The organism is Neorhizobium sp. DAR64860/K0K1, assembly GCF_050500205.1.
Lineage (GTDB): Bacteria > Pseudomonadota > Alphaproteobacteria > Rhizobiales > Rhizobiaceae > Neorhizobium > Neorhizobium soli.
In genome coordinates this window covers 24,133-43,413 of the sequence record NZ_CP191458.1, presented here as the reverse complement: position 1 = coordinate 43,413, position 19,281 = coordinate 24,133, and the positions used below count along the sequence as shown (strand labels likewise).

The 19,281-nt window shown below is 60.2% G+C and carries 18 protein-coding genes and 1 pseudogene; 9 read left to right on the top strand and 10 right to left on the bottom strand.

From position 1 onward, the window contains the following. Window positions 1-107 precede the first annotated feature (107 nt). Complete coding sequence (locus tag ACQY1J_RS00225) at window positions 108-542, bottom strand: RbsD/FucU family protein (RefSeq protein ID WP_430249651.1); 435 nt, start codon at window positions 540-542, stop codon at window positions 108-110. 560 nt (window positions 543-1,102) lie between these two features. Here ACQY1J_RS00225 and ACQY1J_RS00220 point away from each other — a divergent pair. Continuing rightward, window positions 1,103-1,261 carry a hypothetical protein gene (locus ACQY1J_RS00220; protein ID WP_175487277.1) on the top strand — a complete coding sequence of 53 codons (159 nt, stop codon included), beginning with the start codon at window positions 1,103-1,105 and terminating at the stop codon, window positions 1,259-1,261. 435 nt (window positions 1,262-1,696) lie between these two features. Here ACQY1J_RS00220 and ACQY1J_RS00215 read toward each other — a convergent pair. Then, a pseudogene (locus ACQY1J_RS00215) lies at window positions 1,697-1,887 on the bottom strand (IS6 family transposase); the annotation flags it as partial. A 55-nt stretch (window positions 1,888-1,942) separates the two neighbouring features. Further along, entirely contained in the window at window positions 1,943-2,986 is a 1,044-nt protein-coding gene (locus ACQY1J_RS00210) for a LacI family DNA-binding transcriptional regulator (protein WP_430249650.1), read from the bottom strand. 319 nt (window positions 2,987-3,305) lie between these two features. On the opposite strand from ACQY1J_RS00210, the gene ACQY1J_RS00205 reads away from it, so the two are divergent. The 4 genes from ACQY1J_RS00205 to ACQY1J_RS00190 all read left to right on the top strand — a co-directional run bounded on the left by ACQY1J_RS00205 (window position 3,306) and on the right by ACQY1J_RS00190 (window position 7,552). Beyond that, window positions 3,306-4,463, top strand: a complete 1,158-nt coding sequence (locus tag ACQY1J_RS00205; protein ID WP_430249649.1) for an iron-containing alcohol dehydrogenase — start codon at window positions 3,306-3,308, stop codon at window positions 4,461-4,463. A gap of 92 nt (window positions 4,464-4,555) precedes the next feature. Further along, on the top strand, window positions 4,556-5,968 hold the full coding sequence (leuC, locus tag ACQY1J_RS00200) for a 3-isopropylmalate dehydratase large subunit (protein WP_430249648.1): 1,413 nt from the start codon (window positions 4,556-4,558) through the stop codon (window positions 5,966-5,968). Further along, the gene (gene leuD, locus ACQY1J_RS00195) at window positions 5,968-6,618 is read left to right on the top strand and encodes a 3-isopropylmalate dehydratase small subunit (RefSeq protein ID WP_430249647.1); all 651 of its coding nucleotides are present in this window, start codon (window positions 5,968-5,970) and stop codon (window positions 6,616-6,618) included. Before leuC ends, leuD begins: the two co-directional genes overlap by 1 nt. A gap of 55 nt (window positions 6,619-6,673) precedes the next feature. Next, the gene (locus ACQY1J_RS00190) at window positions 6,674-7,552 is read left to right on the top strand and encodes an isocitrate lyase/PEP mutase family protein (RefSeq protein WP_430249646.1); all 879 of its coding nucleotides are present in this window, start codon (window positions 6,674-6,676) and stop codon (window positions 7,550-7,552) included. 111 nt (window positions 7,553-7,663) lie between these two features. Here the strand turns inward: ACQY1J_RS00190 and ACQY1J_RS00185 are convergent, their stop codons facing one another. The 7 genes from ACQY1J_RS00185 to ACQY1J_RS00155 all read right to left on the bottom strand — a co-directional run bounded on the left by ACQY1J_RS00185 (window position 7,664) and on the right by ACQY1J_RS00155 (window position 15,260). Beyond that, window positions 7,664-9,610 (bottom strand): TRAP transporter permease, encoded by a 1,947-nt coding sequence (locus tag ACQY1J_RS00185; RefSeq protein ID WP_430249645.1) that lies wholly within the window; start codon window positions 9,608-9,610, stop codon window positions 7,664-7,666. A gap of 10 nt (window positions 9,611-9,620) precedes the next feature. After that, entirely contained in the window at window positions 9,621-10,565 is a 945-nt protein-coding gene (locus ACQY1J_RS00180) for a TAXI family TRAP transporter solute-binding subunit (protein ID WP_430249643.1), read from the bottom strand. 91 nt (window positions 10,566-10,656) lie between these two features. Continuing rightward, window positions 10,657-11,838 (bottom strand): ABC transporter substrate-binding protein, encoded by a 1,182-nt coding sequence (locus ACQY1J_RS00175; protein WP_430249642.1) that lies wholly within the window; start codon window positions 11,836-11,838, stop codon window positions 10,657-10,659. A gap of 66 nt (window positions 11,839-11,904) precedes the next feature. Then, window positions 11,905-12,618, bottom strand: a complete 714-nt coding sequence (locus tag ACQY1J_RS00170) for an ABC transporter ATP-binding protein (RefSeq protein WP_430249975.1) — start codon at window positions 12,616-12,618, stop codon at window positions 11,905-11,907. Continuing rightward, window positions 12,611-13,414 carry an ABC transporter ATP-binding protein gene (locus tag ACQY1J_RS00165; protein ID WP_430249641.1) on the bottom strand — a complete coding sequence of 268 codons (804 nt, stop codon included), beginning with the start codon at window positions 13,412-13,414 and terminating at the stop codon, window positions 12,611-12,613. The genes ACQY1J_RS00170 and ACQY1J_RS00165 overlap by 8 nt, the downstream gene beginning before the upstream one ends. Further along, on the bottom strand, window positions 13,411-14,340 hold the full coding sequence (locus ACQY1J_RS00160) for a branched-chain amino acid ABC transporter permease (protein ID WP_430249639.1): 930 nt from the start codon (window positions 14,338-14,340) through the stop codon (window positions 13,411-13,413). The genes ACQY1J_RS00165 and ACQY1J_RS00160 overlap by 4 nt, the downstream gene beginning before the upstream one ends. Window positions 14,341-14,342: 2 nt before the next feature. Next, window positions 14,343-15,260 (bottom strand): branched-chain amino acid ABC transporter permease, encoded by a 918-nt coding sequence (locus ACQY1J_RS00155; RefSeq protein WP_430249637.1) that lies wholly within the window; start codon window positions 15,258-15,260, stop codon window positions 14,343-14,345. Window positions 15,261-15,651: 391 nt separating this feature from the next. Between ACQY1J_RS00155 and ACQY1J_RS00150 the strand changes: the two genes are divergently transcribed. Genes ACQY1J_RS00150 through ACQY1J_RS00135 form a run of 4 tightly spaced genes read left to right on the top strand, consistent with a single transcriptional unit; the run spans window position 15,652 to window position 19,281 of the window. Beyond that, window positions 15,652-16,857 (top strand): FAD-dependent oxidoreductase, encoded by a 1,206-nt coding sequence (locus ACQY1J_RS00150; protein WP_430249635.1) that lies wholly within the window; start codon window positions 15,652-15,654, stop codon window positions 16,855-16,857. A gap of 43 nt (window positions 16,858-16,900) precedes the next feature. Next, on the top strand, window positions 16,901-17,647 hold the full coding sequence (locus ACQY1J_RS00145; protein ID WP_430249633.1) for a maleate cis-trans isomerase family protein: 747 nt from the start codon (window positions 16,901-16,903) through the stop codon (window positions 17,645-17,647). 18 nt (window positions 17,648-17,665) lie between these two features. Further along, complete coding sequence (locus ACQY1J_RS00140) at window positions 17,666-18,580, top strand: hypothetical protein (protein ID WP_430249631.1); 915 nt, start codon at window positions 17,666-17,668, stop codon at window positions 18,578-18,580. After that, window positions 18,577-19,281 (top strand): GntR family transcriptional regulator, encoded by a 705-nt coding sequence (locus tag ACQY1J_RS00135; RefSeq protein ID WP_430249629.1) that lies wholly within the window; start codon window positions 18,577-18,579, stop codon window positions 19,279-19,281. Before ACQY1J_RS00140 ends, ACQY1J_RS00135 begins: the two co-directional genes overlap by 4 nt.

The following is a 19,281-nucleotide window of genomic DNA, read 5'->3' as shown; positions in this document are numbered from 1 at the left end:
AGCCACTTTCCGTTGCATTGCTGACTCATGCTCGCAGGTTAGATCCTGCGCTCGATGGGCGGCATGACCACATGAAAAGGCTGGTAAACTGAACCGCTGGATGCAAATTAGACAGATCGGATGACGCCTTTTGTGAAAATGAAACATCCAAATGGTCGATCGTCCGTAGTCGCGACAACAGCAAATGCACCAGCCGCCACATCGTAGAATCTCGTCCTCTCAACGGGCTGGAAGCCAACCTCCCGCTGCTCTATTTCGTTTACTATTTTTTCGACATCGTCATGAACCGACGTGCCGTAGCCGAGGTCGCCGTCAGGGACCATTTTCACAACGGGCTTTTCGAGGAAATCGTCGACCGGCATCAGCTTCAATATATCGGTGATGATTGAAACGAGAGGGACCCCTACAATCTGCAAGACGCGTTGATGACGGGAATATGCTGGATAATTGGCATCCACCACTACGAGACAATCACCATGCCCCATTGCTGCGAGTGCCCAAAGAACGTCTGGACTCAGATGCTTCGGGATATTTCTCAACATTGTCATACTATTCCAGTCATCCCTGAAGAGTTGCTTCGATCATGTCGTGGTCGAGATTGTCCAGGGAAGAGACTGGCAAAAAATCGAGTCAGTGGCAATGAAATCTACCTCTCGTCTACAGATATGGCGTCTTTTGCGAACGTCAGCCAGGGACCGAAACAGGATGCTGGGAGCGTTGGCCGGAGCGCTTTCCGTATCTCCGACATTGCCAAAACGACGAGGGTTCAGTCCAGTCGGTTGACCGCCTTTCACGCCAAACACACAGAGCGCCGGCCGCGCCTTGCCATCCTAGACGCTCAGCACGATGAACTCGAAGCACGCGTTAGAAGGTGGTCTCGGCTCGCCTGCATCGACGTGCTGGCGGACGATTATCTGTAATAAATCGCCGGACTGAAGTAGCAGTCCAATCCCCAATGTCGAGGTTGCCATTCGCGTCCTGATCCAGACGGTGGTAATTTGCGAACACCCGGCGATAAGCCATCATCCCTGCAGGTGCATAGTTCAATTGCCAACATCATTGGCTTTGAAGGGCGGTCCTCGATGTTATGGAGCAACATTTAATGGCGACCGCTGGCAACGTTCTCATGGCGCGGCTTGTGGCTGCCGAGATTGATAAGCGGAAAAAACGCAAAAAACTCCTCGACCGTTATGGCGAGGAGCTCCAGAGCAAATATTTGAAGTGCTCGAATTTACACGTTTTGTTGGTTGCGGGGGCCTGAACGCACGGAGACTTGTAAATCGGAGGCCTTGATAGGTATCGAACCTTCGACTTGCTATTGGGATCGAGCTAACTCGCCGAAATTGCTCAACACCTCACGAGATCCAACAGTGTAGGCTCCCGTGCGGTGTTTCCTGCCCAGGATAAGGCAATGCTGGTCCAGCCAGACGTTCAAAGACAGCAAAACCGGGAGGTGCGGCATCTGTTGCCAGAAGCGGGGACGAGAATCCTGAACGCTTTTCTCGACCTGTCCTTTTAGCGAGGGTGCTAAGCCTCTCACCTTCAGGTACTAACGTCGAGACCCGACCAAACGGAAAAAATGCGGCTTCGATCGATTGACCGTTTTATCGGCCGTCTTGCACGGGAACCGCTCCGATGGCCAGACATGATGGTTGGAGTGATTGATGCGATATAGAGTATTGACGGGCTTGTCGCCCCAGCGGTTCATCGTGCTATGATCAACCTCGAAGGCGGGTCCGCGAACATTTCTTCCAAGTCCCGATAGCTGAGCGGGTAGCGCAAGTACCAGGCAACTGCCTGTACGATCAGCCACACCTCGAAATGCCTCCCTTTGAAATCATCTTTCGACTGGCGCTTCAGCTTCTCGGCAATGGCATTCGGGATCATGGCTCGCTCCGCAACTTTCGGAGCGGCAAAGTCCATACCTATGGTCAACATACGGTTAAGCCCGAAAATTTGAGACAGGGACCGGGATGGTGCTGCGCCAGATCAGCTTGCCCTTGATCGGCCGGTCTATGCCGCGCTCGATCGTCTGGCTCGGCTGGTCAAGATTGAGCACACTCAGTGTCTCCTCGACCATCAGGTCGACCGGCTGGCGAACGGTCGTCAGCTGATACGGCGCTCGCCGCCCCTCGGGAATATCGTCGAAGCCGGCCAGCATCAGATCCTGAGGGATCTTTACGCCGAGCTTGAACCGCAGCGCGTCCATGGCGCCCATGGCCATGATGTCGTTGACGCAAAAGAGTGCGTCCGGACGGCTCTGGGTGTTTGCCGAAAAGTGCTTAAGTGCTGCCGCGTAGCCACCGTCATAGCTGGAACGTCCCTCTAGCACGGCAATATCGCTTCGCCTTGCGCCACTTTCCAGCATCCGCTCGATAAAGCCGCGCACCCGGTCCTGGCTTGTCGTGCCCTTCGGATCGCCGGCGATCACCGCAAATTTCTGTGCGCCGGCGGCCAGAAACGCCTCGGCGATTTGCCGGCCCCCGCCGGCATTGTCGCACCGCACGCAGGATGCATCGCTGCCGGGAATGTAGCGGTTGAATAGAACGATCGGTATGCCGCGTTCGTGGCAGATGTCGGTCATCCGGGTCGAGGCCTGCGCCGCTGTCAGGATGACGCCATCGACCTGATACTTCAGGACCTGCAGGATAGCAGCGTCGCTATCGGCATTGCGGTCGAGCGTGAAGATCAGCACTTGGCGACCCTCTTCCTGCAACCGGTTGCTGAACGCATGCAGCACATGGACATAGAAGGGATTGCTCATATCGCCGAGGATCAGCGCGACGATATTGCTGCGCTTCGTCGTCAGACTGCTGGCGATCGAATTGGGCACATAGCTGAGCTTGGCCGCCGCCTCGAGCACCTTGTGACGGGTGTCGTCGGCAATGCTCGCGCCCGGCGTAAAGGCGCGAGAAACCGCAGACTGCGACACGCCTGCCAGCGCCGCCACGTCGAAAGATGTCGCCCTGCTTGTCGTCCGCGCCATCATCGCTCCCTTGGCATACCTTGCCCGCTACCATCCACATGCTTTGCCGCCCGGCGCAAGCTGCGACCGGCTCATCATGCCGGATGACCATGCTAATGCGCGCCGCGCGGGCGCTGGATGGTCCGGTAAACTTGTGCCCCTCAATTGACAAGGGCAGCCTGTTGCTTCAGCATTGCATGCGTATTCATTAAATCAATCTGGATCAGGTCCAGCACCGACAATGGCTTTTTCCAATGCGCCATGTGGGTATGGTGAGGCAGATCATAGTCTCGCGAAAGCCGCCACTCCATAGACTACAAAAAGACTCCTAGGAAACCCCATGCAGCCTTTCGCCTTCAACACCACCCGCAGCATTCAATTTGGCGTCGGTGCTCTGTCCCGGATCGGCGAGCTGGCTGTTGCGACTTTCGGCACGCGAGCCATGCTGATTACCGACCCCGGCATGATGAAGACCGGCATTGTCGAGCGCGCAATACAAGTCTTAAAGTCGGCCGGGATCGAACTCACGCTGTTTGCCGAGGTTGAGGGCGACCCGCCCGAAGCGATCATTCTGGCGGCCACCGACCGTGCCCGCTCAGCAGGCGTCCAGGGCGTCATCGGTCTCGGCGGCGGCTCCTCCCTCGATGTGGCAAAACTCGTGGCGCTTCTGGCCGTCGGCAATGAAACCCTTGCGCAGGTCTATGGCGTCGGAAATGCGAAGGGACCGCGCCTGCCGCTGATCCTCGTTCCGACCACTTCCGGCACAGGCTCGGAAGTGACGCCGATTTCGATCGTCACGACCGGTGCTGCCGAAAAGATGGGTGTCGTTTCGCCGGTCCTGCTGCCGGATGTGGCACTTCTCGATCCCGAACTGACCTATGGGCTGCCGCCGCATGTCACAGCCGCCACCGGTATCGATGCCATGGTGCACGCCATTGAGGCCTACGCCTCCGCAAGCGCCAACAACAACCCCCTCTCTCGTGGGCTTGCGACGCAGGCGCTACATCTGATGGGGAGCGCACTGTTGCGCTCCGTGCGCGACGGAAAAGACACCGCGGCACGCAGCGACATGCTGCTCGGATCAATGCTGGCAGGACAGGCCTTCGCCAATTCGCCGGTGGCAGCCGTGCATGCGCTTGCCTATCCGCTGGGCGGGCATTTTCACATACCGCATGGATTGTCCAATGCACTCGTTCTTCCGCATGTGCTGCGTTTCAATACCGTCACCGCTCACGCCGCCTATGTCGATCTTGCACCATACGCCTTCCCGCAACTGGCAGCTCTGCAGGGACAGGAGCGGGTTTCTGCATTCTGCGAAGCTCTCACCCAGCTTTCGGTCGACTGCGGCCTGCCGCAGCGCCTCCGGGATTTGAACGTCACCGAGGACTGGCTGCCACGCCTGGCGAAGGACGCGATGAACCAGACCCGATTACTGGTCAACAATCCACGCCCCATCACCGAGGCCGATGTAATGGCGATCTACCGCGCAGCCTATTAAGCGGCAGCCGCAGCGGGCCAGCTCACAGCAATGATTGCATGCGCATTCACTCTGGTTTAGACAAGCACATTGCTATGGGAGGAATGATGCCGATGACCGCAGATACACTCTATGACAAAGTCTGGCAGAACCACGTCGTCAAGGACTACGACGACGGCACGTCGCTTCTCTACATCGATCGGCACCTCGTCCAGGAAGTCTCCAGTCCGCAAGCGTTTGCCGGTCTAAGCGAGATGAACCGGCCGCTCGCAAGACCCACAGCGCATATCGCTGTCGCCGACCATGCGGTGCCCACCAAAAACCGACATCGGCCACTTGTGGACGGACTGGCTGCCCAGCAGGTCGCCCGCCTGATCGAGAATTGCGATCGGTTCGGCATCAACTATATCGGCATGAACGACGATCGTCACGGCATCGTCCACGTCATCGGCCCGGAACTCGGCTTCACTCTTCCGGGTGCGACACTTGTCTGCGGCGATAGTCACACATCCACCCACGGCGCCTTCGGGGCGATCGCCTTCGGCATCGGCGCCAGTGAATGTGAATGCGTATTCGCCACGCAGACCCTGCGTCAGAAGAAGCAGAAGACGATGCGGGTAATACTGAACGGCGAACTTCCGCCCGGCGTCGCGGTTAAGGACATCATCCTGGCGCTGATCGCCCGCATCGGCACGAATGGTGGCGTCGGCTTTGCAATCGAATACGCGGGTCCAGCCATCGCCAAGCTGTCTATGGAAGCGCGCATGACGCTTTGCAACATGTCCATCGAGGCCGGGAGCCGCGTCGGCATGGTCGCGCCCGACGAGGTGACGATCGCCTATGTCAAAGGCCGCAAATTGGCACCTGTTGATGCCCAGCGGGAGGCCGCCTCAAACCATTGGCGAGGCCTTGCGAGCGATCCGGACGCAGTTTTCGACCGTCAGGTGGAACTCGATGTCTCGCTCCTGTCGCCGCACGTCTCCTGGGGTACCAATCCCGGCGAAACGAGCCCGGTTCTTGATCGCGTGCCTGATCCGGCGGCTGAGACCGATCAGGCCAGGCGCGTCAAGATGGAGCGCAGCCTTGCCTATATGGATCTAAAGCCCGGCACCCCGCTGGAAGAGATCACCATAGACCGGGTATTTATCGGCTCATGCACCAACGGCCGGCTTGAGGACATGCGCCTCGCCGCTTCGGTCCTCAAAGGCCGGAAAATTGCAGCGACGGTGACGGCGATTGCAGTTCCGGGCTCCGCAGCGGTTCGCCTCCAGGCAGAGGCCGAGGGACTAGACCGGATTTTCAAGGATGCCGGTTTCGAATGGCGGGACGCCGGCTGTTCGATGTGCGTGGCGATGAACGACGACCGGCTGAACCCGGGCGAACGCTGCGCATCTACCTCCAACCGCAATTTCGAAGGCCGGCAGGGACAGGGTGGCCGGACCCATCTGATGAGCCCGGCGATGGCCGCTGCCGCCGCCGTCGCCGGTCATTTGGTCGATGTCCGCAAACTGGGAGCAGAACTCTGATGCAGAAATTCACCACCCTCACCAGCGTCGCCGCCCCGCTGCGCGAAGCGGATGTCGACACGGATGTGATTTTCCCGGCCCGCTTCCTGCTGCTCTTAGATAAGGCCGGCCTCGGCAAGCACCTCTTTCACGAACGGCGCCACGCACGCGACGGCACGAACACGGACTTCGTCCTCAACACACCACCCTTCGATCAGGCTCGCATTCTGGTTGCCGGCCCGAATTTCGGCTCCGGATCGAGCCGCGAGCAGGCGGTCTGGGGCCTGACGGATTTCGGCATCACCTGCGTCATCGCGCCGAGCTTCGGCGAGATCTTCTATTCCAACTGCTTCAAGAACGGCGCCCTCCCCGTCGTCGTCGCAGGCGATGCCCATGAGCGGGTCATGGCTGCCGCCGAAAGCGGACAGGCGCTGACGATCGATCTCGAGACGCAGACTGTTTTACTCCCCGATGGTGAGGCCATCGCCTTCGACATCGATCCCTATCGCCGCCGGGCACTGATGCTTGGCCTCGACGAGATCGGCAGCATTCTGGAGGACGACGGCGACGACATCAGGGCCTTCGAGGCCAGACACAGGAGCGGCCAGCCGTGGTTGTTCCTCGACGACGGACGGCTTGAGCGTCTGTTTGCCGAAAGTCATCCGGGCTAATCGCCCGACGTCATGAATGGCCGGTTGCCGGCCTATCGAACATCAGGAGAAAACCATGAGCAAACCAAGCCTCAAGGCAGCACTGGCATCCGGGCAATTCGTTGTCGCCCCCGGCATCCACGACATGATCACCGCCGTCGTCAGCAACAAGGTCGGATTCGACTTCGTCTACGCCTCCGGTTACTGGATGACTGCGTCGGCGCTCGGCCTGCCGGATGCCGGCATTGCCAGCTACACGCAGATGGTCGACCGCGTCGCAACGCTCTGCCGGACGGCAAATGCCGGGGTCATCGCCGATGCCGACACCGGCTATGGCGGGCTGCTAAACGTCCACCACACCGTGCGCGGCTACGAGGAAGCCGGCGTCGTGGCGATCCAGATCGAGGATCAGGAATTCCCAAAGAAATGCGGCCACACGCCGTTCAAGCGGGTGGTGCCGATGCTCGACATGGTCGAGAAGATCAAGGTCGCGGTAGAGGCCCGCCGCAATCCGGAAACGCTGATCATCGCCCGCACGGATGCCCGCCAGACGGATGGGTTCGAGGGTGCGATGAAGCGCGGCCTTGCCTATGGCGAGGCAGGTGCGGATGTGGTTTTCCTCGAAGCGCTGGAAAGCGAAGAGGAGATGCGCGAGGCGTGCCGGCGCATCTCAAAGCCAATGATCGCCAATATGGCAGACGGCGGCCGCACGCCGATCCGCTCCAAAGCGGAATTGCAAGAGATGGGCTATGCGATGGCGATCTTCCCGGCCGCCACGGGCCTTGCCGCTGCGGCGGCTGCCGAGGCCGTTCTCAACGTGCTAAAATCACAGGGCACTTCGCTGTCGCCGGACGTGCCACTGTTTAATTTCGGCGAATTCAATTCGCTGATCGGCTTCGACGAAGTCTGGGAATTCGAGCGTCGCTGGGCGCGCCCAGAGAAGGCTGCCGAATAAGGATAACTGAAAGCGCGATGCCAGAGGCGCTGCACTAAACGCAAAGCCCGGCTCCGACATGAACACCTGCAGCAGGTGGCCATGTCGGAGCCGGGCTTTTTCGTATCCGTGTCAGGCGCTGGTGTCTTGGACTGGCATCGCCCGGCGTGTTGGCACAAACGCCGACAACAGCAGCAGGGCGAGGCCGATTGCGCTGACCGCATATTCCAACGAATCGCCGCCGAACTCTGCGAGCGGCGCGATGACAAGCAGGCCGATGACAAGCCACGTGATGCGCACGGGAAGCGAAAGCGGCCGCATGCTGTGGCCGACAAGGCCGCCGGTCACCAGCACAAGTGCGACCAGCGAACTGCCGAACACGTAGCCGATGTGAAACCAGGAGCCGACCAGTAGAAGTCCCGGCTTGTAGATGAACAGGAACGGCAGGAAGTAAGCGATCCAGCCGAAACGGAAGGCCTCGACATCGGTTTTCCCCTTGGATGCGCCGGCTAGGCTTGCCGCGGCAAAGCTTGCAAGCGCGATCGGCGGGGTGATCATCGACAGGATGCCGTAGTAGAGGACAAACATGTGCGCGGCGATCGGTTCGATGCCGAGTTGGACCAATGTCGGCGCCGCCAGCGATGCCAGCAAGAGATAGACGCCGGTCGTCGGCAACCCGAGGCCGAGGATGATGCCGATGACCGCCGTCAGGACGAGAAGGCCAAACAGGCTCTTGCCGCCAAAGTCGAGAAGGTACATCGACAGCGCAAAGCCGAGTCCCGTGGTCGAGAGCAGGCCGATGATCATGCCCGAAACGGCCGTGATGAGCAGCACGTCACAAGTCGACCGTCCGGTCTCGATGATCGCGTTCAGCACCTGCATCGGCGTCATCCCCTCCTTGCCGCGCCGAAGATAGCCGGCCGCAATTCCGCCGATGGCGAGAGCGAGGATCGCCCAGACAGCGGCGACTTCCGCACGCATGTTCCAGTTGAAAATGCAGAACAGCAAGACGGCAAAGGCGAGGATGGCAAGCCAACCCTGCTTCAGCACGGTAAACAGGCTGTGACGCTGCAGCCCGCCGAGCGAGGGGATCTTGTCCCGCCGTGCGATGAAGTCGATCTGCACATAGAGCGACAGATAGTAGAGCACCGCCGGCAACAGCGCGGCCAGCGCGACGGTCTTGTAGGAAACCTGAAGAATCTCGGCCATCAGGAAAGCTGCGGCGCCCATGACCGGCGGCATCAGCTGCCCGCCGGTCGAGGCGACGGCCTCGATGCCGGCTGCCTGCGCTGGCTTGAAGCCAGCCCGCTTCATCAGCGGGATGGTCATGATACCGGTCGACATGACATTCGAGACGGCGCTGCCCGACACCGTGCCGAAAAGAGCAGAGGCGGTGACGGCCACCTTGGCGGAATTGCCCGGGCCTCGCCCGGCAACCCGCATGGCAAGCTGGGTGAAGAAGTCGCCGCCGCCGCAGGCAATCAGCAGGCCGCCGAACAGAACGAAGACGACGACGACGAAGGCGGCAATCTGCAGTGTCTGGCCCCACACCGCAGACGAGTCCGTGCCGATGAAGCGCAGCACATCGGCCGTTGCCATCGGCCGCCCCTGCAGCGCACCGGGCACCCAATCCCCGAAGACCGCATAGGCAAACAGCAGCGCAAAGATGATGATCAACGTCCAGCCGACGACCCTTCTGAGCGCCTCCAGGCTGAGGACCGTCACCGCGATGCCGAGCAGCAGTGCTTCGGTCGGATAGCGATGGGTCGCCTCCGACAGCACCGGAAAGCGCACGAAGACATAGAGGCAGAGCGCGAGCGACAGATATCCCGCGATCCTGTTGGCGATGATAGTGCCCGGCGCCTCATCGCCGGTGCGGCGGAAATAGACCACCGCCAGCGAGGCCCCGAACATCAGGGCGACGACCTGCTCGGGATAGACCAGAAGGCCGAACCGCTGCGGCAGGGCTGTCACCCAGACAAGCGCCAGGAAAGGCACGCTGAGGGACAGAATGCGAGACAGGAGATCCATCTTCACCGGACCGCCAAGATCGCCTTCTTCCAATGTGACCGTTTGCATTGAAATGCCCCTACTTGCCGGACCAGATGCCGACGCTCTTGTAGAATTCGACCGCGCCGGGGTGGTACTCGACCGTTGTCACATGGGCGAGTTTTGCAGGATCAAATTCGCTCCAGATCGGGCCCGCAGCCTGCAGGCTTTGCTTGCCGTCGTAGAGCGCCTTCGTCAGCTTCACGACCGTTTCATTCGGCACGTCCGCATTGGCAAACAGCGTGTAGTCATAGAAGAAGATCGTCGAATCCGGCGACATGCCGGGAGATGCAGCAAGCTGGCTGCCCTTCTTCAGCGAGGTGCCAGGAAGGTTCTGCGCCAACACCGTCTGGTCGCCGTCCTTGTAGTTGAGGAACAGAACGCCGCCGGTCGAGGCTTCGATATCGAGAACCGACTGCGATCCGGCGGTCGCGATGGTGACATCCGTCAGGCCATCCTTGAGCGCTTCGAACATCGCCGGGAAATTCGCCGTCGGAACGCTGGAGACGTCGTCATATGTCAGCCCGGCCGTCTGCAGGGACGCACGGATGATGAAGTCACCAAGGGAATTTGCAGGAAACCGTGGTACGCGCTTTCCCTTGAGGTCCGCCATGGTCTTCATTCCGGATTTCTCGGTTACCATCAGCCCGGCGTTGAACGGAATAAGGGAGGCAACCATCCGAAGGTTCGGATTGGGCTGGCCCTCCGACATGCCCGTGCCCGAAATCGCGTTGGAGGTCTGCGGGAAATTGGCGATGCCGAATTCGACGCGGCCGGAATCGACCAGGGGCAGATACTGCGACGTGTTTGCCATCACCTGAGGGCGGACCCGAAGGCCCGATTTTTCGGAAATCGTCTTGGCTAGAGCGGTCGCAATTTGTTCGGTGGCGCCGCCCTTGGTGGTGGCAAGGCCGACGGTCTGGGCCGAGGCGGCAGCAGACAGGCTTGTTGCCATCAGCAGTGTCGCAAATATCGTTTTCAGCATTTCAGATTCCCCTCCATGGGAGTTTTATCCGGACGTGCTTTCCTGCCGCCCGCTGGATTGACCGGCACGACATGCGTGCCGGCGTCGCGTTTCACTTGCAGGGATCGGCCGGCGCTTCGTCGAACTTCGTCCACTGGCCGCCCTTGATCTCGATGACGTAGCCGGGCAGTTCCGCATCATGACCGGCAAAGCAGATGTTGTTGCCGAGAATGCCGGAGAATGTGAAACCCTGCATCGCGGCGTTCACCGCCTCCCGTTCCTCGGCAAGCTTTGCCGGGTCACCGGTGACTTTCGCCTTCTCCATGATCTCTTTAATCAGGAAGAGCGTGTCATAGGTCTGGGCGTCGGAATGATGCGCGCCGGCCTTGTGGATGCCGCGCTTTTCGGCCTCTGCAACAAACTTGTCGTTGAACGCCTGGGACTGCGGGCTGAACCCCTTCCAGAAGCCGGCAACCAGCAAGGTGCCCTCGCCTTCCGGTCCAAACAGTGCGACGACGTTCGGGTCGGCGAAGATCTGCGATCCGACAATGCGCCCCTTAAACCCTTGGCGGCGCAATTCCTTGATCACCTTGGATGCCGAATCCGGCGTTGCGGCAAGCGCCACGAGGTCGGGATTGGACTGCATGATACGGGCGGCCTGCGCCGACATGTCAAAGCTCTTGTATTGAACCGCGATCGGATCTCCGTGCTTGATGCCCATCTCTGCCAGCAGCTTAGGATAGAGTTTTGTGCCGGCGGCGTTGGAAACAACTTCTTCGGAAATGTAGACGATCTCGGCCGTATCAGACTTGATGCCCTTCGCCTTGATCGACTTCAGCAGACGGCGGAACTGTTTCTCTTCGTCTTCCGAAAGGCGCCAGCTGTAGGTCTTGCCGTCGGTGAGGCCCGGCGTCGACGCAGAGCTTGGCATCATCAACACCTTCAGCCGTTCCGCATCATTGAAGGCAACCGCCGATTCACCGGAGGAGAACGGACCGAGGATCGCCAGGACGCCGTCGTCCTGCGCCAGCTTGCGGGCACCTACAGACGCCTGCTTAGGGTCGGATGCGGTATCAAAGCGGACGAACTCGACCTTCTTGCCGTTGATACCGCCGGCCGCATTGATTTCTGCCAGCGCGATGTCGGCGGCCACAACGGCCGGCTCGGCAACGCCTTTGAGGAAGCCTGCCGTGGCGACGATATTGCCGATCTTGATCGTGTCCTCGGCCATGGCCGTACCGGATAGAAGGGCGGCTAGAGCGGCAGCGGTAACTAAGCGAAACCTGGACTTCATGGCACTCTCCTGGGGTTATTCGGGTTCATTCCTCCGGCCGGATCCACGTGGAAGGCCGGTCATTGGTTAAGCCGCGGCATGGCCTCCGAGATAGGCCTCCGTCAGCGCCGGATTGCTTGCCAAGGCCTCTGCCGTATCAGCAAGCACCACGCGTCCGAGTTCCAGCACATAGCCGCGGCGCGCCGTCTCCAGCGCCATCGCGGTGTTCTGCTCGACCAGAAGGATGCTGATGCCGTCCTGATTGAGCTCCCTGATCAGCTCGAACAGATTGTTGACGAACAGCGGCGACAGGCCGAGCGATGGCTCGTCGAGCATGATCAGCTTCGGCTGGCCGACAAGCGCGCGGCCAATCGCCAGCATCTGCTGTTCGCCGCCGGAGAGCACGCTTGCCTTCATGTCGCGACGTTCCGCCAGATTTGGGAAGCGTTCATAGACCTTTGCGATGTCCTTGCCTGCTCCACCATCGTTGCGCAGGTAAGCGCCCATCAGAAGGTTCTCGTGTACCGTCATGCTGACGAAGATCTGTCGGCCTTCCGGTACCAGCATCATGCCGCGACGCACCCGCTCGGCCGGCGACAGATGCGTCAGCGTCTCGCCACCAAACCGCACCGAGCCACCGCTCGGTTTCACCGCACCCTGAAGGGCGCGCAGCAGTGACGTCTTACCGGCACCGTTGGCACCGAGCACGGTGACGATCTCGCCTTCCTCAAGGTCCAGATCGACGGATTTGACCGCATGCGTCCGGCTGTAGCGAACATCAAGTCCACGCACTTCAAGCAACATGAGCGGGGCCCTCCTGCACGGCTTTCGCATGCCGCGGACCGAGATAGGCCTCCAGCACCAGCGGATTTTCCTGAACGGTGGCAGTGGGTCCGTCATAGATCTTGCGACCGAAATTCAGCACCACGGCCTCGTTGCAGAGACGGCGAACGAGGCCCATGTCATGCTCGACGATCAGGATCGTGATCCCTGTGGCCGAGATGCGCTTGAGGAAATCCGTCAGATTATCCGTCTCTGCGCCATTGAGGCCGGCCGCGGGTTCGTCAAGAAGCAGCAGTTTCGGCCGGGCCGCCAGTGCCCGCACCACTTCGATCTTCTTGCGCACGCCGTAGGGCAGTGTTGCAACAACCTCGCCGGGATAGGCGTCGAGCCCCATCTGGTCGAGCAGCGATTCTGCCTCTTGCCGCCAGGCCGATCTGCCGAAGATCGACAGGGGCTTCAGCATTTCGAGGACGCTCCCGGCGCGCGCCTGCTGGCCGAGCATGACATTCTCGATGACCGAGAGATGCGGCATCAGGCGGATGTTCTGGAAGCTGCGGGCGATGCCGAGACCGACCCGCTTGCGCGACGCGATGGACTGGATCGCCTGCCCGTCCATGAGAATGTCGCCCTTGTCAGGCTGGTAGAAGCCGGAGATGAGGTTGAAGACCGTGGTCTTGCCGGCGCCATTGGGACCGATCAGAGCCAGACGCGCGCCGGTTGGCACGTCGAAGCTGACATCCGAGATGACCGAGAGGCCGCCAAAGCTTTTCGACACGTTGTCGAGGCTGAGGATGGAATGTGTCGCAGCGCTCATGCCTCAACCCTCCCGTCGGCCTTGCGGCGCGGCTTAACGAGCGAGGTCACCCTGTCGACCATGCTGCGGGTGATCAGCCCTTCAGGGCGGAACATCATCATCAGCACCGTCAGCACGCCGAGCACGACGAAGCGCCAGCTCTCGTCCGGCGGCGAAAGCGATGCGGTTTCACCGAACATCGAGACGACGGAGGCCTTGAGACCCGGCAAGACGCTGCGCATCAGTTCGGGTAGCAGGGTGAAGAAGGTGGCACCGATCAGTGGACCGAACGCAGTCTGGGTCCCGCCCAGCAGCACATAAAGGAGCACGTAGATCGACAGCAGGGCATTGAAGCTCTGGATCTCAACGAAATTGAACGTGTGGGCGTAAAGCGCACCGGCAAGCCCTGCAAGCGCACCACCGGTCGCGAAGGCAACGACACGCACGCCGCGGATGCTGACGCCGAGCAGATCGCTCACCACGTCGTCGTCATGGCAGGCCCGCATGGTGAGCCCGAACCGTGTCGACATCAGGTAGAAGACAAATAGGGTGACAAGCACTGCGGCGATGACCGGCACTTGGTAGTCGAGAAACTCAGGCACCGACAGGCCCATGGCCCCGCCCAGCGTCTCGCTGTTGAGGATCGCTCCGGCGATGACTTCCGCCAGAGCGAATGTCGCCAGCACCAGATAGACGCCCTTGGTGCGCAGCAAGGGAAAAGCGATCATCGCGCTAACCAACCCGCCAACCAGCATGGCGGCCGGAATGGTGGCCCAGGCCGAAAGTCCGACCGCTGCCGACAGGAACGCCGCCGTGTAGGCGCCCAGTGCCTGGAAGCCCGCACCGCCCAAGTTAAGCTGTCCGGTCGCCACGGGCAGGAAGATGGCGTAGGCCATGATGACGTTGATCGAAAGAATGGTGAGGATACCGGTCCAGTAGCCGCTCATGATCAAAGCTTCCCCTTGCCGATGGAATGGTGGCCCAGCAGGCCTTGCGGGCGCACGAACAGGGTGACCAACAGCAATCCCCAAACCATGACCTGGACGCTGTCGGCACCAAAGAAGTGGATCGTCAGCATTTCGGTGACGCCAATGATAAGGCCGCCAAGTACGGCGCCCCAGATCGAGCCCAGTCCGCCGATCACCATTCCGGCGATCGCCTTTGAGCCGATATCCTCACCCATCTGCGGTGAAACCTCGCCATAGTTGATGGCAAACAGAATGCCGGCCAGACCACACAACAGGCCGGTCAGCATGAAGATGATGGGAACGAGACGCTTCGCATCGACGCCAAGGATATTGGCCGCATCCGGGTTTTCCGCAATCGCCCGCAGCCCCCGTCCGACCCGGCTGCGCTTGATGACCCATGTGAGCACGGCAACGATTGCCAGCGCCACCACCAGGCTGATCACCTGCGGCGCGCGAAAGAACAGCCCACCGACATTGACCGTCGTCTCCCAGCTGATCGCCGAGATACGCTGGCTTTCCGTGCCGTAGCCGATACGGATGAGGTTTTCGATGATCAACAGGAAGCCGAGCGAGCTGACCAGCGGGATCGCGTGCTCGGTGGAATCCCCATATTTCGTCTTCATGTAGCGGAAGGTGAAGCGCTCGACCAACAATGACGCGGCAATTGTCATGACAATTGCCGCGATAAGCGCGATCGGCCACGGCAATGGGCCCGTCAACCCGAAGGGAACGCCCCATGTGGTCAGTGCCCATGTGGTCATTCCGGCCAGCATGAACAGCGTTGGGATCGTGAAGTTCAGGAAATTGAGCACGCCGATCGTCAACGTGAACGCCACGGCCACCGTCACGTAGACGCTGCCAAGCATGACGCCGTTCAGCAATTGCTGGATTAACAACACAGGGCATTCTCCTTGAATTTGTATACAAATGAATTGCTAATCAGCAAACAATCCCGACCTGCAAGACACGTAACGACCGCCGGCATTGCCGCCGGAACAGTCGATCAAATCTGGAGAAAACCTCGAGCGGCCCTCTTTGTATCCGTCTTCATACACTCAGTTCCCACTGCTGGGCACCTTATGGCGCCTCGTTTGTTTAGTTTTTGTGCAGTCAATCCAGTCGCTGCCCAATCAAAGGGCTAATGCGACCTGATCGCCGAAACCTCACCGGCTCCAGCCTCTTCCCATTGCGACATTTGTGAATTTAGGGCTTTAAATGTCGTGACATGTTGTACACACTGAGTTAGCACTTGACCCTTGTCAAGGGAAACATTGGCGGAGAAAACTGATAATGAAGGCGAACAAAGATCGCATTCTGATCGTCGGCGCAGGGCCTGTCGGCCTCGTGGCGGCATGCTGCCTCTCCCAGGCAGGCATCCCGGTAACGGTCGTCGAAACGAGCCGGGATTTACCCTCGGACCTCAGGGCATCGACATTCCATCCGCCGACGCTCGACATGCTCGATCGCTTCGGGATCGGCGAAAAGCTCGTCGAACGTGGCCTGATCTGCCCGCAATGGCAGTTCCGCGACCGTCAGGAGGGCGTGATCGCCACATTCGACCTCGGTGTTCTGGCAGGTGAAACGAACCATCCCTACCGGCTGCAATGCGAACAGTGGAAAATGTCCGAGGAATTGCGGGGATTGATCGAGGCGGACAGCCAGATCGAGATGATCTACGGCGCAAAGGCAGTCGATGTTCGCCAGGACGACGACAACGTAACGCTCACCATAGAATATGCGGATGGCGGGCGCACCGAACTCGCGGGGCGCTACCTGATCGGCTGCGACGGTGCACGCAGCAATATCCGCAAGGCGCTCGACATCTCCTTCGATGGTCTGACCATCCCGGAAATCTTCCTGTCGATGTCCACCTCGTTCAAGTTCGACGAGGCGATCGAAGATCTGACCTCCATTGCCTACCTGACCGATCCGAACGAGTGGGCTGTGCTTTTGCGGACGCCGTCGCTGTGGCGGGTCTTGCTGCCGACAGATCCGAACCAGACGGAAGAGGAAATCAAGTCGCCAGAGACGATGGAGCGGCGGTTGCAGGCGCTCTGCCCGAAGCCCGGCACCTACGATATCGTTCACGCGACCGCCTACCGCGTGCACCAGCGCGTTGCCGCGACCTATGTGGCGGGACGCATCTTCCTCGCGGGCGACGCAGCGCATCTTAACAATCCGCTGGGTGGCATGGGAATGAACGGCGGCATCCACGATGCCGTCAACCTCTGCGACAAGCTTGTCGACGTGTGGACCGGCAAAGCGCCGCTTGAGATCACCGAACGCTACAACCGCCAGCGCCGCAAGGTGGCGATCGAAACGGTGCAGGAGCAATCGCTGCGCAATCGCCGGATGATGGCCGAGAACGATCCTACCGCGCGGGCCGCCTATCACGACGAGATGCGCCGCACCGTTGAAGACCCGGCGGCGCTCAAGAATTTCCTCATGCGCTCGTCGATGATCCAGTCTCTGCGCGATCTCGAAAGCGTCGCCTGAGGGCACACCCGACATTTGTCACTTCAATAAAGGACTAGCAAACATGGTGGACAGTCTCGGATACCGACAGAAATTTGGCGTCATCGCTCCCTCGACCAATACATCCGTACAGCCGGAATTCGACTCTCTGCGGCCGGTGGGGGTGACCAACCACTTCTCGCGCATCACCATCCCGGACGATCCGGTGCATAGCGACGAGGACTTCCTGGCACTCATCGACAACATCCGCTCGGCCATCATGCAGTCGATCGATTCGGTAATGACCTGCAGCCCTGACCATCTGGTGATGGGCATGTCGGCTGAAACCTTCTGGGACGGTCTCGACGGTTCGATAGAACTGCAAAAGCGGGTCGAGGAACGGGCCGGCGTCAAGGTCACCATGGGCTCCGATGCCTGCCAGGCGGCGCTTGCCAAATACGGCGACATCAAGCGGATCGGCGTGGTGACACCCTACATGCCGGTCGGCGACAAGCAGGTCGTCAAGTTCTTCACCGACTGCGGATACGAAGTGGTGCACCTCAAAGGCCTGCGCTGCCCCAGCCCGATGCAGATCGCCCATGTCAGCGAGAAGGAACTGCGCGACAGCATCAACGAGGTCAACGATTCAAGCGTCGAGGCGATCATCCAGGTCGGTACCAACCTTGCGATGGCGCGTGTGGCCGGTATCGCCGAATTCTGGCTCGACAAGCCGGTCATCGCCATCAACACAGCCACCTACTGGTATGCGCTGCGGCAAAACGGCATCGACGACAAGGTGCAGGGTTTCGGCTCGCTGATGTCTCACTACTGAACCGGCGGAGGCTTGGCCATGCACTACGATTTCATTCCGATCACTGAACGAAAGCCGCTCCGCTGGCCGAATGGCAAGCGCATGGCCATCATCCTCACCACCAATTTCGAATATTGGGATCCGGTTCGTGACACGCCGAAGCCCTTCTATCCAGGCGGCCCGAGCATCGTCGGCGGAGACCTGCCCGGCAATGTTTACGACAACGCCAACTACACCTGGCGGGAATACGGTCAGCGGGTCGGCGTGTGGCGGATGTTCGACGTCTTCGATGCGGAGGGCGTCCCGTCAAGCTGCACGGTCAATGCCAAGATGGCGCTCGAACGACCGCAGGTCGTCCAGGCAGCGCTTGACCGCAAATGGGAGATCGTCGCCCATAACTATGTGCAAAGCGAATTGCTGACCGACAACATGCATGACGAGGCGGCCGAACGCGAGGTGATCCGCGCGACGCTGAAGGTCTACGAAGAATTCTGCGGCTTCAAGGCCAAAGGCTGGCTGTCCAGCTCGCTGCGCTCGACCTTGAACACCATCGACATCCTGGCGGAGGAAGGCCTGACCTTTATCTGCGACCTGCTGAACGACGATCAGCCCTATCTCGTCAATACTCGCAGCGGCAAGCCGATCGTCTCTGTGTCTTACACGTCCGAGGTCAACGATTTCAGCTTCCTGCGCCAGGGTCTCGGCGCCGAGGGTGGCCTGCAGATGTTCAAGGAGCAGTTCGACTGGCTGTACGCCGAAAGCGCTGCGACCGGCAAGTTCATGAATGTCGGCCTCCATCCGCACGTCATCGGCCAGCCATACCGCATCCGCGCTTTGCGCGATTTCATCCGCTACGCCAAACAGTTCGACGACGTCTGGTTTGCAACGCGGCAAGAGATCGCCGACTGGTATCTTGCAAATCACCAGGATCACATCGGAGCAGGTACGGCATGACAGACATTCCGGAGGACGAACACCCGGTTGAACTGGACGACGCGGATCAGCAGCGGCCGGTGGAAAAAGCCTATCAGGGGATCCGTGACGCGATCCTCGGTGGACGGCTGAAACCTGGCGACCATCTTCCGGAAGAGATGCTGGCGTCGATGACCGGCACGAGCCGAACGCCGGTTCGCGAGGCACTTCGGCGGCTGGCGGCAGAAGGTCTGGCGACGGTCAGCAACCGTCATCGGTTCGTTACCCATTTCACCGCCGAGGAAGTGTCGATCATCTTCGACATCCGGGCGCAGCACGAAGCCTATGCCGCTTCGATTGCCGCCCAGAAGATCACGCCCGCCGAACTCGACAGACTTCAGCAGCTGATCGACGCCATGGCGGAGATCGAAAGCGACAGCGGCAATGCCATGCTGCAACGCTTCCTCGATCTCAATACGCAGTTTCACACGGTCATCATCGTCGCCACCCGATCGGCCCAGTTGCAGCGGCTGACGGCACCGGCCGCCGCCCTGCCGCTCATTCTTGTCAAGCAGTTCGTCATGGACCAGAAGGTCAATGTCGCCCGCTCCAATGCCCAGCACCGCGACATCCTTGCCGCCCTCACGGCCCGCAACAGTGAGTGGGCCGCCGCTGCAATGTCCGGTCATATTCTTTCCACCAAACCGAGACCGCGCGACCACGGTCGCGGACCCAAACGATAA

Excerpts from the sequence above, each read along its gene's own strand:
- ACQY1J_RS00225 (WP_430249651.1), bottom strand. The coding sequence starts at position 542 with ATGTTGAGAAATATCCCGAAGCATCTGAGTCCAGACGTTCTTTGGGCA.
- ACQY1J_RS00220 (WP_175487277.1), top strand. The coding sequence starts at position 1,103 with ATGGCGACCGCTGGCAACGTTCTCATGGCGCGGCTTGTGGCTGCCGAG.
- ACQY1J_RS00210 (WP_430249650.1), bottom strand. The coding sequence starts at position 2,986 with ATGGCGCGGACGACAAGCAGGGCGACATCTTTCGACGTGGCGGCGCTG.
- ACQY1J_RS00205 (WP_430249649.1), top strand. The coding sequence starts at position 3,306 with ATGCAGCCTTTCGCCTTCAACACCACCCGCAGCATTCAATTTGGCGTC.
- leuC (WP_430249648.1), top strand. The coding sequence starts at position 4,556 with ATGACCGCAGATACACTCTATGACAAAGTCTGGCAGAACCACGTCGTC.
- leuD (WP_430249647.1), top strand. The coding sequence starts at position 5,968 with ATGCAGAAATTCACCACCCTCACCAGCGTCGCCGCCCCGCTGCGCGAA.
- ACQY1J_RS00190 (WP_430249646.1), top strand. The coding sequence starts at position 6,674 with ATGAGCAAACCAAGCCTCAAGGCAGCACTGGCATCCGGGCAATTCGTT.
- ACQY1J_RS00185 (WP_430249645.1), bottom strand. The coding sequence starts at position 9,610 with ATGCAAACGGTCACATTGGAAGAAGGCGATCTTGGCGGTCCGGTGAAG.
- ACQY1J_RS00180 (WP_430249643.1), bottom strand. The coding sequence starts at position 10,565 with ATGCTGAAAACGATATTTGCGACACTGCTGATGGCAACAAGCCTGTCT.
- ACQY1J_RS00175 (WP_430249642.1), bottom strand. The coding sequence starts at position 11,838 with ATGAAGTCCAGGTTTCGCTTAGTTACCGCTGCCGCTCTAGCCGCCCTT.
- ACQY1J_RS00165 (WP_430249641.1), bottom strand. The coding sequence starts at position 13,414 with ATGAGCGCTGCGACACATTCCATCCTCAGCCTCGACAACGTGTCGAAA.
- ACQY1J_RS00160 (WP_430249639.1), bottom strand. The coding sequence starts at position 14,340 with ATGAGCGGCTACTGGACCGGTATCCTCACCATTCTTTCGATCAACGTC.
- ACQY1J_RS00150 (WP_430249635.1), top strand. The coding sequence starts at position 15,652 with ATGAAGGCGAACAAAGATCGCATTCTGATCGTCGGCGCAGGGCCTGTC.
- ACQY1J_RS00145 (WP_430249633.1), top strand. The coding sequence starts at position 16,901 with ATGGTGGACAGTCTCGGATACCGACAGAAATTTGGCGTCATCGCTCCC.
- ACQY1J_RS00140 (WP_430249631.1), top strand. The coding sequence starts at position 17,666 with ATGCACTACGATTTCATTCCGATCACTGAACGAAAGCCGCTCCGCTGG.
- ACQY1J_RS00135 (WP_430249629.1), top strand. The coding sequence starts at position 18,577 with ATGACAGACATTCCGGAGGACGAACACCCGGTTGAACTGGACGACGCG.